Consider the following 13,614-nt stretch of genomic DNA (forward strand, 5'->3'; position numbering starts at 1 on the left):
TCACGCATCTTTCTTACGGTGCCGCTTTCGCGTCCCGGAAACGCCGTCCTGTCGCCCTGCCCACCCATTCCCGTCCTGCCCGAACTGGGACTGCCCGGCCGCATCCCGGTGGCGCGGCTGTTCCGCCGGCACGGGCTGTTCGGGCTGGTCGCGACCTGCTGGGCGACGGCGAGCCTGAGTCCGCTCGCCAGCGAAGAGCTCGTGAGCTGGTCCGCCGGACTGCTCTACATCGCGTACGACACCTGGCTGCTCGGCTTCGTCGGCTGGAAGACGCGCCATCTTTCGGCCGAAGCGTTGCCGGTGACGACGAACGCATTGCCGCTGGCGATCCTGGTCGCGGCACGCAACGAAGAACGGGTGCTGGCGGCCTGCATCGACACGGTGCTCGACCAGCAGGGACCGGACGACGAGATCTGGATCGTCGACGACGGCTCCAGCGACGGCACCGCCGCCCTGCTGCATGACCGCTACGCGATTCCGCCCGAACCCGCGATCGGGGTGTCGTCCTCGCTGCGCCATCCTGGGCTGGGCGTGCTGCGCAAGCCGCACAGCGGCAAGGCGGACTCGCTCAATCGCGCCTGGCCGCTGGTGGGCCCAAGCGTGATCCTGACGCTCGACGCCGATACCGTGCTGCACCCGCGCGCGCTCGATGCGATCCGTCACGCGTTCGCTCGCAATCCTTCGCTGGCAGCGGCCTGCGGCGTGCTGACGCCGCACTGCGCACCGGCCCCGCTGGGCACCGTGTTCGAGGGCTTCCAGCGCTTCGAGTACCTGCGTGCGTTTCTCGCACGCGCCGCCTGGGAGCGGCTCGACGCGCTGCTGCTCGTATCCGGCGCCTTCGCCGCCTACCGCGTCGACGTGCTCGCGCGCATCGGCGGCTACCAGCCGCGCAGCCTGGTCGAGGACTACGAGCTGATCCATCGCCTGCAGCGCCATCGCCACGATCACGGCCTGGACTGGCAGGTGCGCGTGATCGCCGCCGCACAGGCGCACACCGACGCGCCGGCCGGCCTGCAGGCCTTCCTGCGCCAGCGGCAGCGCTGGTTCGCCGGCTTCCTGGAAACCCAGTTCGCCAACGGCGATCTGGTTGGCAATCCGCGCTATGGCGCGCTCGGCCGCTGGATGCTGCCGATCAAGTCCGTCGACACGCTGCAGCCGCTGTTCGGACTCACCGCCTTCGTGTTGCTGGTCGATCTGCTGACCGACTGGCGCAGCGCGACGACCGCGGTGCTGTGGGTGATCGGCGCCAAGCTGCTGGTGGATTTCGGCTACCACCTGTGGGCGCTGGATCGCTATCACCGCTGGATCGGGCAGCGTCCCGGCGCGGCGCTCTGGGCCGGGTCCGTCGTCGCCACGCTGGCTGAACCGTTCTGCTTCCAGCTGATCCGTCACCTCGGAGCGCTGCGCGGCTGGTTCAACTTCCTGACCGGGCGCGTGGAGTGGTTTCCGCAACGCCGCCCCGGAGCACCTTCATGATCCGCGCGCTCTTCTTCCTCTGCGCTGCATTGCCCGTGCTGGCCACGGCGATGAGTCTCGACGAAGCCCGCCGCCTCAAGCGCGAGCAGAAGCTGGCCGAAGCCGAGACCGCGTTCGTCGAATTGCTGCACGAACATCCGGACGACGCCGCGCTGCTGGCCGAACTCGCGACCGTGCAGGGCTGGCAGGGTCACCACGATGACGCCATCGGCACCTGGCAGCGCGCGATCGCGTCGGATCCGCAGGCGCTCGATCACCGGCTGGGGCTGGCGCGCGTGCTGTACTGGAGCGGCCTGCGCACCGAATCGCTGGCGCAGATCGACACCGTGCTGCAGGCACGACCCGATCACTACGATGCGCTGCTGCTGCGTGGCGACGTGCTGATCGCGCAGAACGATCAGCGCGGCGCGCGGGACAGCTATCTGCGGGCACGCGCGCTTCCACGCGGCGACGATGATCGCGATCTCGCGGCCCTGCTGGCGCGCACCGAGGTCGCGCCGCGCTGGCGTCTCGATGCCGGGCATGCGTTCGAGGATTTCAGCAATGCACGCGGCACCGAGTCCGGCAGCTTCCTGCAGATCGGTCGTCGCGTGTCGGATCGCACCAGCGTCTACGCGCGCTGGGACCGGCTGAACCAGTTCGAGCAGTTCGACAACCAGATCCTGGCCGGCGCGTACTGGTTGCCGACACCCCGCTGGCTGATCTGGGTCGAGGCCGGCGGAACGCCGCACGCGGACTTCCGGCCCGAGCAGCAGGGACAGGTCTTCGTCGAATGGCTGGTCGAAGGCGGCGTGCAGCCGCTGCTCGGCTATCGCCACCTCGTGTACGGAGACGGCGAGGTGCGAACCCTGATTCCGGGTGTTCGCCTGACTGCACTGGGGCCGGGCGATCTCGAGCTGCGCTACGCGCTGAGCGAGAACATCGATGACTCGCACACCGCGGTGGCGTCGGCGCGCTACGGCGCCAGCATCGGCCGCTTCAGCCCGTACCTCGCGTACTACGACGGCGAAGAAGCCCTGCCCCCACAGGCGGAAGCCGAGTTCCGGACCTGGGCCATCGGCAGCGGCATGCGCCTGGGTCCGCGCTCGGCGGCACGACTCGACTACGCGTTCGAGGATCGCGAGGCGTTCTACGAACATCACACGCTGAGCCTGGGCCTCACGCGCCACTTCCAGTGAGCAGACTTCGGGCGGGTGGTCGGGGCTGACGCCCCTCCTGCAGGGTCGAGACGTATGTAGGGGGGCGTCAGCCCCGACAAGGCCCGCGCAGATCGTCGCAAAGCAGAAGGGCCGCTTTCGCGGCCCTTCCGTTGATGCATGACGACCTACTGCAACCTCAGTGGAACTGCTCTTCCTCGGTCGACCCCGTCAGCGCCTTGACGCTCGACGAGCCGCCCTGGATCACCGTGGTGACGTCGTCGAAGTAGCCCGCGCCCACTTCCTGCTGGTGCGACACGAAGGTGTAGCCGCGGTCGCGCGCTGCGAACTCGGGCTCCTGCACCATCTGGGTGTAATGCTTCATGCCTTCACCGCGCGCATAGGCATGCGCGAACTGGAAGGTGTTGAACCAGTTGATGTGGATGCCGGCCAGCGTGATGAACTGGTACTTGTAGCCCAGCGCCGAGAGATCGTCCTGGAACGAGGCGATCTGCTTGTCGTTGAGGTTCTTCTTCCAGTTGAACGAGGGCGAGCAGTTGTACGACAGCAGCTTGCCCGGGCAGGCCTTGAGCACGGCCTGCGCGAATTCACGCGCGAAGCCGATGTCGGGCACGCCCGTCTCGCACCACACCAGGTCCGCATACGGCGCGTAGGCGACGCCACGGCTGATGGCCTGCTCGAGGCCGTTCTTCACTCGGTAGAAACCTTCCTGCGTGCGCTCGCCGGTGAGGAACGGCTTGTCGTTGGCGTCGTGATCGGACGTGATCAGGTTGGCCGCTTCGGCGTCCGTACGGGCCAGCACGATGGTCGGCACGCCCATGACGTCGGCAGCGAAGCGCGCCGAGATCAGCTTCTCGCAGGCTTCCTGCGTCGGCACCAGCACCTTGCCACCCATGTGACCGCACTTCTTGACCGCAGCGAGCTGGTCTTCGAAGTGAACGCCGGCGGCGCCGGCAGCGATCATGTTCTTCATCAGCTCGAAGGCGTTCAGCACGCCGCCGAAACCGGCTTCCGCGTCAGCGACGATCGGCAGGAAGTAGTCGATGAATTCCTTGTTGCCCGGCTCGATGCCGCGCGACCACTGGATCTCGTCCGCACGCTTGAACGTGTTGTTGATGCGACGAACCATCGTGGGGACCGAGTCGTACGCGTACAGCGACTGGTCGGGGTACATCGTCTCGGAGGTGTTGCCGTCGGCAGCGACCTGCCAGCCCGACAGGTACACGGCCTCGAGGCCGGCCTTCGCCTGCTGCATGGCCTGGCCGGCGGTGATGGCACCGAAGGCGTTGACGTAGCCCTTCTTGGCGCCGCCGTTGACCTTGGCCCAGAGCGTTTCCGCGCCGCGCTTGGCGAGCGTGTACTCGATCTGCTGGCTACCACGGAGGCGGACGACGTCGGCGGCGGAATAACCGCGCTTGACGCCCTTCCAGCGGGGGTTGGTTGCCCAGTCTTTCTCGAGGGCCTTGATCTGCTCGTCGCGGGTGCTCATTGCTGCTTGACCTCAGGGAGTTTTGAAACGGTGAACGGTGGAAACCGGCGGCTGCCGGGGAATCGGGACGAAGGCTCACGGTTCACCGCGCGCGCCGACCTCCCGCAATAATCAATCGAGGTAGTCGTAGCTCGGCAAGGTCAGGAAGTCCGCGACCTTGTTGGCCGTGGACATGCGCGCCACCAGGCCCGCGGCTTCGATCATGCGGCTGGCGGCGTACTTCTCCGCGCCGAGCTGCTTCTTGATCGTCGCGAGTTCCTCGTCGATGACCTGGTTGACCAGCGCCGGCGTGACCTTGCGACCGTCGCTGAGCGTCACGCCGTAACGCTGCCACTGCCAGATCTGCGTGCGCGAGATCTCGGCGGTCGCCGCGTCTTCCATCAGGTTGTGCAGCGGCACGCAGCCGTTGCCGCGCAGCCAAGCCTCGGTGTACTGCACCGACACGTTGATGTTGTTGCGCAGGCCGGCCTCGGTCATCGCACCCTCGGGCCTGACCAGCAGATCCTTGGCCTTGATGCCGTACTTGAGCTGCTTGGAGACCTGGTTGGGTTCCGGCATGTGCTCGTCGAACACCTTGAGCGCCACCGGCACGAGGCCCGGATGCGCCACCCACGTTCCGTCGTGGCCGTTCTTCACTTCGCGCAGCTTGTCGGTCGTGACCTTGCCGAACACGATCTCGTTCTGCGCCGCATCCTTGGTCGGGATGAAGGCGGCCATGCCGCCCATCGCGTGCGCGCCGCGACGATGGCAGGTCTCGCATAGCAGCTTGGAATAGCTGTCCAGGAAGTGGCGATCCATGCCCACGGCCAGGCGGTCCGGCACCATCCAGTCGCCGTGTGCGTTGAGCGTCTTGATGCAGCTGAAGATGTAGTCCCAGCGGCCGCAGTTCAGGCCCACGATGTGGTTGCGCAGTTCGTACAGGATCTCGTCCATCTCGAACGCGGCCCACAGCGTTTCGATCAGCACCGTGACCTTGATCGTCTTCTGCGGGAGGCCCAGTTCCTTCTGCGCGTCGACGAAGATCGCGTTCCACAAACGCGCCTCGAGATGCGACTGCATCTTGGGCAGGTAGAAATACGGGCCGGTGCCGCGCTTGAGCTGTTCCTTCACGTTGTGGAAGAAGAACAGGCCGAAGTCGACGATGCCGCCCGGTGCGGGCTTGCCGTCGATCAGGATGTGCTTCTCGACCAGATGCCAGCCGCGCGGACGCACGATCAGCGTCGCGATCTGGTCGTTGAGCGCGTATTCCTTGCCGGCTTCGTTGGTGAAGCTGATCTTGCGGCGCACCGCGTCGGCCAGGTTGATCTGGCCCGTCATCATCAGGTCCCAGGTCGGGCTGGCGGAATCTTCGAAATCCGCCATGAAGCACTTCGCGCCGGAGTTCAGCGCGTTGATGACCATCTTGCGGTCGACCGGACCGGTGATCTCGACGCGACGATCCTGCAGATCGGCCGGCGTGCCGGCGATCTTCCACTTCCCGTCACGAATCTTCTTGGTCTCTTTCAGGAAACCCGGAACCTTGCCGGCGTCGATGAGAGCCTGGCGTTCCTTGCGGTAGGCGAGCAGCTTTTCGCGCGTGGGCCCGTGCTTGCGAACCAGCTTGGCGACGAAGGCCAAGGCAGCCGGGGTCAGAATCTTCTTGTACGCGGGCGACAGCGAGCCCAGCACTTCCACGCCTTTGACACCACTCATCCGAAAACTCCTGCCTGTTCTTGGGACGATTTGAAATGGGGAGTGACCAAATTTCACTCCCCATTTCAAATCGCGCAGCGCGACGAGGTCAGGGCGCGGCGCCAGCCCCACAAAATTGGGGCGCGAAGTCTAGCCAATGGCCCTTGACGCTGCAATGCAACAATTCGGCACAGGCCCACTCGCAAAGGTCGTTGGAACACGGCGATTTGGCGCCGGCAACAGCGCTGTGCGGCGAGATCCCGGCACGGTCATGGGATGCGCCTGCATCGCCCGCCCCGGTCATTTCCGGCAGGCTCGTCGCGTTGTGCCGACCGACCTCCGATCGCGAGCCGCCCCCGATGACCAGCAGCTTCTTCGCCACCACCCTGCTTCCGCTGGCCCTGTTCGTGATCATGACGGGCCTCGGCCTGTCGCTGACGATGGCCGATTTCAGGCGCGTGCTGGTCTATCCGCGCGGCATGGTGATCGGGCTCGGGAATCTTCTGCTGATCTCGCCGCTGCTCGCCTTCCTGGCGGCCGTGGTGTTCCGGCTGCCGCCGGAGCTTGCTGTCGGCATGGTCCTGCTGGGCGCGGCACCCGGCGGCACGACGGCCAACCTGCTGACCCACCTCGCCCGCGGCGACACGGCGCTGTCGGTCACGATCACGGCCGTCAGCAGCCTGGCGGCCGTGATCACGACGCCGCTGTTCCTGGGCCTCGCGACCTGGCACTTCCTGGGCGAGCAGACCGAAGCCCAGATCGACATGACGCGCATCGTGCTGCGCGTGCTGACCATCACGATCGTGCCGCTGGTCTTCGGCATGCTGGTACGCGCCTGGGCGCCGGGCTTCGCCAAGGGCGCCGAACCCTGGGTCAAGCGGGTGGCACTGGTGTTCTTCGTGATCGTCGTCGGCGGCGCGATCTACGAGGCGCGCAACGAGGGACTGAACATGCTCGTCGCCGTCGGCGCCGCCACGTTGACGCTCAATCTCTGCGCGATGTCGCTGAGCTGGTTCATCGCGCGGCGCGCGAAGCTCGACCTTCGGCAATCGACCGCCATCGCCATCGAGCTGGGCGTGCACAACACGACGCTGACGATGGCCGTGGGCGCGATGATCGCGCCGGTGTACATGATTCCCGGCGCCGTCTACGGCATCCAGATGATCCTGACCGCGAGCGTGTTCGTGTGGATGATCGGCCGCAGGAACGCCGCGGAAACCCCGTAGCCCGGGTGAAACCCGGGATTGCGTTCACCCGTCGAGAGACCCCCCGGGTTGCACCCGGGCTACGCGTGGATCGGCTTGTCGCTGACGACGATGCCGTCGGCATCCGCGTACAGCCAGGCGCCCGGCGTGAACGTCGCGCCGGCGAACTTCACGACGCGATCCGCCTGCGCGCTGTGCAAGCCCTTCTCGCTCTTGCGCGGATGCTTGCCCAGCGCCTTGAGTCCGAATGCCTGCTGCGAGATCTCGCCGCTGTCGCGGATCAGGCCGTATACGACCACACCGGCCCAGGCGTTCTTCACGGCGAGCACGCCGAGATTGCCGCCGAACAAGGCGCAGCGCGTCGAGCCGCCGCCGTCCACCACCAGCACGCGGTTCTCGCCCGGGGTTTCGAGCGTGGCGCGCACCTGCGCGTTGTCCTCGAACACCTTCAGCGTCTTGATCGGGCCGAAGAACGTGGTGCGGCCGCCGAAGTCGCTGAAGACCGGGTCGCAGGTCTGGGCTTCGGGATGGGCGTCGGAGAGATCGGTCGTGGCGTAGGACATGGGAACGGTTCGGTTCGAATGTTCAGGATCGGGTAGCGGAAGCGGCGGCGCGGCGTTCGGCGATCGTCGGCAATGCTGCAGCGAGCATCGCCCAGAAGCTCAGGCCGATGAACGTGATCATCGTCCACATCGGCAGCGACAGGCCCAGCCACTGCGCATCGATCTTGGCGCAGTTGCCGTCGCCCTTGAGCACCATCTGCACGACTTCCATCACCGGCAGCATGCCCAGCAGATAGTCCAGCGTCGGCCCGCAAGCCGGTACCTGGTCCGCCGGCAGTCCCTGCAGCCAGACGTGGCGCGCCGCAATGATCACGCCGGCGATCGCGCACAGGTCGGCCAGCACCGCGTAGGCCCAGCGCCCGCCGCCCTTGGGGTTGTGCAGGGCGCCGATCAGGAAGAACAGGCCGGCGCCGGCCATCGCCACGCGCTGGAAGATGCACATCGGGCAGGGTTCGAAGCCCTTGAAGTGCTGCAGGTAGAGCGCGAACGCGAGTCCGCCGACGCAGCCGAGGAAGCCCAACAGGCACAGCGAGCGATAAGAGAGCATTGCGGCGAGGGTCGGCAGCGAGTTCGGGCCGTGATTATCCCGCAAGCCCCGGGCCGACGGGAATCGCCCGGGCCCGCCAGGACCACGCTCGGGCATCGACTCGTCACCCCCCGCGACACTGCTTGCCCGAGAGGTTTGCGCCCCCCGGCAGCGGCCGCCTATCTTCGTCCGATGATCTTCAGGTCCGGCGCCCGCGACGCGGGCTCGCGCAAGCAGGGCGGCTCCGGCGCGGCCCAGGCCAGCGCACCCGGCTGGCATCGGCTCGAAGAACCGCTGATGGGCACCGAGGTTTCGGTGGAGCTCTGGCACGAGGACAACGGGCACGCCGCCGCCGCGGCCGCGGCGGTCATCGCCGAGTACCACCGCATCAACGTCCTGATGAGCACCTACCGCGAGGACAGCGAGATCTCGCGACTCAACCGCGAGGCCGCGCAGGGTCCCTGCCTCGTCGGCGCCGAACTCTTCGACCTGATCCGCCGATCGCTCGACCTCGCCCGCCTCAGCGGCGGATGCTTCGACATCACCTACGACGGCATCGGCCAGCTCTACGATCTGCGCGCCGGCGTCGCGCCGCAACCGGCGGCGGTGCGCGACCGTCTTTCGCTGATCGACTGGCGTGCGGTCGAACTGGACGCCGCCACCCGCTCGATCCGCTTCCGCCGCCCCGGCATGCGCATCAATCTTGGTGGTATCGCCAAGGGCTACGCGGTGGAACGCGGTGCGAGCTTGCTGCGCGAGCGCGGCATCCGTCACGCACTGCTCAACGCCGGCGGCGACAGCCGTGTGATCGGCGATCGCCGCGGCGAGCCATGGATCATCGGCATTCGCGATCCGCGTGTGGAGAATGGCGTGATCGCACGCCTGCCCCTCATCGACGAAGCGATCTCCACAGCCGGCGACTACGAACGCTACTTCGACCGACCCGATGGCGAACGCGTCCACCACATCCTCGACCCGACGACGGGGTTGCCGTCGAAGGGCATGCGCAGCGTCACGGTCATCGGACCCGACGCCACGCTGACCGACGGGCTCGACACCGCGATGTTCGTCATGGGTGTCGACAAGGGCATGGCGATGCTGGCCCAGTTGCCTGGATACGAAGCCGTGATGGTCGATGGAGAGGGCCGGCTCTGGTACTCGCCAGGGCTGCAGCAGCCCGCCACCGGCAGGTAAGGCTCGGTCGGAACACCGGGGGCGACGCATCCGCGTGCCGTGCGCGCTCGGCTCGAGAAGGCCGCCGCTGGTCGGAGATCCCGACGCGCTGGAGCGCGGATTTCGTGCAAGCTGCACTTATCGTGGTTTCCGCACGGACGCGGCCGGTCGGGGGCGCTCCGAACGCCAGGGGGCGGGACGTGATCAACACACCATTCTTCGGATCTGCGGTCCGCCTGCTGGCGGCCGCAGCCGTCGCTGCGGGCACGTTCGGCCTTGGCGCCTGCAGCTCGCCCAACAACGACTCGGTGGCCATCGAGGGCAACTACCCCATCGTCTTCGCCAAGCGCAATTCGGAGGCGCTGGGCAGTCCCACCGACGCCATCGAGTTCGAAGCCGGCGGCGATTTGATGATGATGAATCTGGCCTCGCCCAGCGCCGGCATGGAGAACCTGACCGCTGTCTACACGCAGGGCGAAGGCGACGTCGCCGAGCCGGAGATCTCGTACGACGGCAAACGCCTGCTGTTCTCGATGCGCGGACCGGACGACAACTCGTTCCACATCTTCGAGATGGACCTGGGCACGCGTGCGCTGCGCCGGGTCATCGCGGACGACGCGGTGGCCGACGAAGGCGACGATCTGGGCGCGCACTAACTGCCGGACGGGCGCATCGTCTTCAGTTCCAACCGCCAGACGCGCAGCAAGGAACTGCTGGTGGCCGAGGGCACGGAACCCTACGCCCACCTCGACGAGTACGAACGCGAGCGCGCCACGCTGCTGCACGTGATGAACGCGGACGGCACCGCCATCCACCAGATCTCGTTCAACCAGAGCCACGACCGCAATCCCACCGTGCTGCGTTCCGGCGAGATCATGTTCGCGCGCTGGGACCACGTGGGTGATCGCAACCACTTCCCGATCTTCTTCGCCAACCCGGACGGCACCAGCATCTTCGTGCGCTATGGCGCGTTCTCGCCGGGCAACAGTTTCCTGCAGCCTCGCGAGATGCCGGACGGCAAGGTCATGACCAGCCTGATGCCGCTGTCCGGGACGAACCTGGGCGGCGCACTGATGAGCGTCGACATCCAGAACTTCTCCGAGAACGACCAGCCCGCCGCAGTCGAGACCACCGGCGTCGGCCAGAAACAGCTCAGCGTCGACAACGTGAACTTCGACGATCGCGACGAGCCGGCCACCTTCGGCCGCTACACCTCGCCCTACCCGCTGTACGACGGCACGAACCGCGCGCTGGTGAGCTGGTCGCCGTCGCGCCCGGTGAACGAGACCGACCCGCTCACCGGTGAAGTCGAGCGCGTCGAGGGCCTGCCGCTGTACGGCGTCTACATGTTCGACATCGGCAAGCAGACCCTGCGGCCGATCGCCATTCCGCCGGAAGGCTGGTCCTACGTGGATGCGGTCGCGGTGGCGCCCCGCCCGTTCCCCAACGTCATTCCGGACAAGCCGCTCAATGCCGACCTCGCGGCGCGCGGCCTGGGGCTGCTGAACATCAAGAGCGTCTACGACACCGACGACCAGGACCTGATGGGCGACAGTGTGCTCGCACCGGGCGAAGTCATTCCCAAGACCGCGGCACCGGCCGGACATCACCACGCCACGGTGCCCGACCTTGCGAAGCTCAAGGACCCCGCACAGACCACGGCGGCTCAGCGCCCCGGCCGCTTCCTGCGCGTGACCAAGGCGGTCCCCACGCCGCCCGGCCTGTCGCGCGAGTCGATCGGCGAAACCGAGATGGAGATGCAGCAGATCGTCGGCTACACCGAAGTGGAACCCGACGGTTCCGCGCGACTGCTGGTGCCTTCGGATACGCCGCTGACGCTGGCCGTCGTCGACAGCAACGGCATGGCCTTCCAGACGCACACCAACTGGTTGCAGGTCCGCCCCGGCGAGACGCGAACCTGTGACGGCTGCCACTCGCCGCGTCGCGGCGTGGCGCTCAACGTCACGCCGATCGCTGGCAACCATCCGAACACGCAGACCGTGCTCGCGCCGCAGCCGGGCGAGTCGATGGCCGAAACCCGCACGCGCCTGAACCCGCTGCAGATGAACCTGAAGCCGGATATGACGTACATCGACGTCTGGACCGATCCGGTCGCCGCCGGCCGCCCCGCGGACGCGCCGCTGGCCCTGACCTATTTGGGCCTGACCACGGCCACGCCGGTCAACGGCGTCATCAATTTCCCCGATCACATCGCGCCGCTGTTCACGAATCCGGCGCGCCTGCTCAACACCTGCACCAACTGCCACAACAACGCCAACGCGGACGACCCGGTGTCCGCCGGCCTGGACCTGCGCAGCGTCGTCTCGGGGACCGGCCGCCTGACGTCGTACGAATCGCTGACGCTGGGCAAGGTGCAGTTCGATCCGGACACCGGCCTGCCGATCGTGCGCGAGGACGACGGCGAGATCGAAGTGGTGCGCGACGATCCCATCGTCAAGACCGGCGGCAGCCGCGATTCCTCGCGCAGTTCGCCGCTGTTCGAGAAGCTGCTCGAGCGCGAACTGACGGCCTCCGCGCCGCTGCCGGCGCGCACCGTCAACCACGCCGGCATGATGAATCCGGGCGAGCTGCGCCTGCTCGCCGAATGGGCCGACGTCGGCGCCCAGTACTACAACGACCCGTTCAACGGCTTGCCGCGCACGCTGGCGAACACGCGCGGGGTGAAGGGACTCGACGAGACGATCTTCGAAGAGGACGTGCACCCGATCCTGCTGGAGCGTTGCAGCATGTGCCACCAGCCAGTCGGCAACGGCGGTGGTGACCCGGGATCGTTCGAGCGCAACCAGTTCGTGCTCACCGGCGACACCGAGGGCGACTACAACGTCACGCTGACGATGGTGAACAACGTCTGCAACCCGCCGGCCAATCCGCTGCTGATGCGCCCGACGTCGAACGACCTGGGCGCCCATCCGCATCCGCAGATCGGCACGCCGCCACGGCCGGTGATGTCGCCGCTGGAAGCCGACTACACGACAATCCGCGACTGGATCGCCTCCGGCGACTGCCTGTGAAGCGAGGCCTGGCGATGCGCGCGTCGGCCGGATCCATCGTTCTCGCGGCGGGCCTGCTGCTCGGTGGCTGCGACAACACGGTGAACCCGCAGCCGGTCGAGGCCAGCGGCTCGACGCTCTGCGTCGTCGACTACGAGGTCTGCGTGAATCCGATCTTCGATGCGGCGCTCAACGGCCGCACCGGCGTCGCGACCTGCTCTTCCGGCGGCTGCCACTCACAGGCTTCGGGCTCCGGCGGCGCATTCAAGATCCATCCGGGTGCCACCACCGGCTCTGCCGAGATGATGGCCAACTACTTCTCGGCGCGATCCTTCGCCAACCTCGACGATCCGCCGGGCAGCCGCCTGCTGCAGAAGCCCACGGCCGGCCGTTCGGCCGCCATCGGCGGACACGCCGGCGGCGACATCTTTCCCGGCACCACTGACGAATGCCACGCGGTGATCCAGAACTGGATCGCGACGCGCGTGGACGATGCCAATGCGAGCGTCTGCGGCAGCTGCGTGCCGGTGGATGTGTCGACCTGTGGCTATTGATCCGGCGCGGGCCGGCACGCGCACGTCGCTTGCGGCGACGTTCCTGCTCGCGACCGCCCTGCTCTTCCATCAAGGCGTTCGCGCCGCGGAGCCGTCCGAACCGCAGGTCCAGGTGACGGTCGCCGAAGCGCTGATGGAACTACGCACCGGCCCTGGTCGCGGCTACCCGATCTACTACGTCGCCGAGCGCGGCGAGACCGTCACGGTCCTCAAGCGGCGCACGTCCTGGTTCAAGGTACGCACCGCGCGCGGCAAGGACGGCTGGGTCGGCATCGAACAGATGCGGGCTGCCGTGATGGCGGACGGCGTCTCCGCGTCGCTGCGTGAAGCCGTGCTCGCCGATTTCGAGACGCAGACGCTGGAAGTCGGGTTCGCGGCCGGACAGTTCGACGGCGACCCGATCGTGAGCTTTCGCGCCGGCTATCACTTCGTCGAGGGGCTGGCCGGCGAGCTCAGCCTGTCGCAGATCTCCGGCGCCTACTCCGGATCGCAGTTGCTGTTCGGCAGCCTGCTGGTGGAACACCCGATCGGCGCGCGCTTCGCGCCGTTCCTCGGCATCGGCGGTGGCTATTTCCGCAACCGCAACCGCGCCACGCTGGTCGGCGAGATCGACACGAAGTCCTCGACGATGCTCGGCGCACGCGCCGGCATGCGCGTCTATCTGACGCGCAATTTCCTCGTGCGCGCCGACTACTCCCGCTACCTCGCTCTGACCAGCGAGGACCAGAACGATCGCTTCGACGAGGTGCAGCTTGGCTTCTCGTTCTTCTTCTGACGCTCCAGGAATTT

General features: G+C 67.2%; 12 protein-coding genes. 8 read left to right on the forward strand and 4 right to left on the reverse strand.

Going from position 1 to position 13,614, the window contains the following annotated elements; translation table 11 throughout:
- The first annotated feature begins 18 nt into the window (after positions 1-18).
- Positions 19-1,476, forward strand: a complete 1,458-nt coding sequence (locus tag DFR24_RS06840) for a glycosyltransferase family 2 protein (RefSeq protein WP_162851082.1) — start codon at positions 19-21, stop codon at positions 1,474-1,476.
- Positions 1,473-2,654 (forward strand): YaiO family outer membrane beta-barrel protein, encoded by a 1,182-nt coding sequence (locus DFR24_RS06845; protein ID WP_133880548.1) that lies wholly within the window; start codon positions 1,473-1,475, stop codon positions 2,652-2,654. The genes DFR24_RS06840 and DFR24_RS06845 overlap by 4 nt, the downstream gene beginning before the upstream one ends.
- A 157-nt stretch (positions 2,655-2,811) precedes the next feature.
- Here the strand turns inward: DFR24_RS06845 and aceA are convergent, their stop codons facing one another.
- Together aceA and aceB are read right to left on the reverse strand one after the other, a co-directional pair.
- On the reverse strand, positions 2,812-4,122 hold the full coding sequence (aceA, locus tag DFR24_RS06850; RefSeq protein ID WP_133880549.1) for an isocitrate lyase: 1,311 nt from the start codon (positions 4,120-4,122) through the stop codon (positions 2,812-2,814).
- Between the two features lie 111 nt (positions 4,123-4,233).
- On the reverse strand, positions 4,234-5,814 hold the full coding sequence (gene aceB / locus DFR24_RS06855; protein ID WP_133880550.1) for a malate synthase A: 1,581 nt from the start codon (positions 5,812-5,814) through the stop codon (positions 4,234-4,236).
- A 338-nt stretch (positions 5,815-6,152) separates the two neighbouring features.
- On the opposite strand from aceB, the gene DFR24_RS06860 reads away from it, so the two are divergent.
- Positions 6,153-7,019 (forward strand): bile acid:sodium symporter family protein, encoded by an 867-nt coding sequence (locus tag DFR24_RS06860; RefSeq protein WP_162851083.1) that lies wholly within the window; start codon positions 6,153-6,155, stop codon positions 7,017-7,019.
- Between the two features lie 59 nt (positions 7,020-7,078).
- On the opposite strand, the gene rraA is transcribed toward DFR24_RS06860, so the two are convergent.
- Together rraA and DFR24_RS06870 are read right to left on the reverse strand one after the other, a co-directional pair.
- Positions 7,079-7,561 (reverse strand): ribonuclease E activity regulator RraA, encoded by a 483-nt coding sequence (gene rraA / locus DFR24_RS06865; RefSeq protein WP_133880552.1) that lies wholly within the window; start codon positions 7,559-7,561, stop codon positions 7,079-7,081.
- Between the two features lie 22 nt (positions 7,562-7,583).
- The gene (locus DFR24_RS06870) at positions 7,584-8,108 is read right to left on the reverse strand and encodes a disulfide bond formation protein B (RefSeq protein ID WP_133880553.1); all 525 of its coding nucleotides are present in this window, start codon (positions 8,106-8,108) and stop codon (positions 7,584-7,586) included.
- Between the two features lie 171 nt (positions 8,109-8,279).
- Between DFR24_RS06870 and DFR24_RS06875 the strand changes: the two genes are divergently transcribed.
- The 5 genes from DFR24_RS06875 to DFR24_RS06895 all read left to right on the forward strand — a co-directional run bounded on the left by DFR24_RS06875 (position 8,280) and on the right by DFR24_RS06895 (position 13,600).
- A complete protein-coding gene (locus tag DFR24_RS06875; RefSeq protein WP_133880554.1) occupies positions 8,280-9,281 on the forward strand; it encodes an FAD:protein FMN transferase in 1,002 nt (333 codons plus the stop codon).
- A 179-nt stretch (positions 9,282-9,460) separates the two neighbouring features.
- Positions 9,461-9,916, forward strand: coding sequence for a TolB-like translocation protein (locus tag DFR24_RS06880; protein WP_133880555.1), 456 nt, complete (start codon positions 9,461-9,463; stop codon positions 9,914-9,916).
- Positions 9,917-9,976: 60 nt separating this feature from the next.
- On the forward strand, positions 9,977-12,292 hold the full coding sequence (locus DFR24_RS06885; RefSeq protein WP_133880556.1) for an HzsA-related protein: 2,316 nt from the start codon (positions 9,977-9,979) through the stop codon (positions 12,290-12,292).
- Positions 12,289-12,825 (forward strand): hypothetical protein, encoded by a 537-nt coding sequence (locus DFR24_RS06890; RefSeq protein WP_133880557.1) that lies wholly within the window; start codon positions 12,289-12,291, stop codon positions 12,823-12,825. Before DFR24_RS06885 ends, DFR24_RS06890 begins: the two co-directional genes overlap by 4 nt.
- On the forward strand, positions 12,815-13,600 hold the full coding sequence (locus DFR24_RS06895; RefSeq protein WP_162851084.1) for an SH3 domain-containing protein: 786 nt from the start codon (positions 12,815-12,817) through the stop codon (positions 13,598-13,600). Before DFR24_RS06890 ends, DFR24_RS06895 begins: the two co-directional genes overlap by 11 nt.
- The last annotated feature ends 14 nt before the right edge of the window (positions 13,601-13,614 follow it).

The organism is Panacagrimonas perspica, from assembly GCF_004364935.1.
Lineage (GTDB): Bacteria > Pseudomonadota > Gammaproteobacteria > Nevskiales > Nevskiaceae > Panacagrimonas > Panacagrimonas perspica.

What these genes read in the sequence shown, in the direction of transcription:
- DFR24_RS06845 (WP_133880548.1), top strand. Translation starts at nt 1,473, where the DNA reads ATGATCCGCGCGCTCTTCTTCCTCTGCGCTGCATTGCCCGTGCTGGCC.
- aceA (WP_133880549.1), bottom strand. Translation starts at nt 4,122, where the DNA reads ATGAGCACCCGCGACGAGCAGATCAAGGCCCTCGAGAAAGACTGGGCA.
- aceB (WP_133880550.1), bottom strand. Translation starts at nt 5,814, where the DNA reads ATGAGTGGTGTCAAAGGCGTGGAAGTGCTGGGCTCGCTGTCGCCCGCG.
- DFR24_RS06860 (WP_162851083.1), top strand. Translation starts at nt 6,153, where the DNA reads ATGACCAGCAGCTTCTTCGCCACCACCCTGCTTCCGCTGGCCCTGTTC.
- rraA (WP_133880552.1), bottom strand. Translation starts at nt 7,561, where the DNA reads ATGTCCTACGCCACGACCGATCTCTCCGACGCCCATCCCGAAGCCCAG.
- DFR24_RS06870 (WP_133880553.1), bottom strand. Translation starts at nt 8,108, where the DNA reads ATGCTCTCTTATCGCTCGCTGTGCCTGTTGGGCTTCCTCGGCTGCGTC.
- DFR24_RS06875 (WP_133880554.1), top strand. Translation starts at nt 8,280, where the DNA reads ATGATCTTCAGGTCCGGCGCCCGCGACGCGGGCTCGCGCAAGCAGGGC.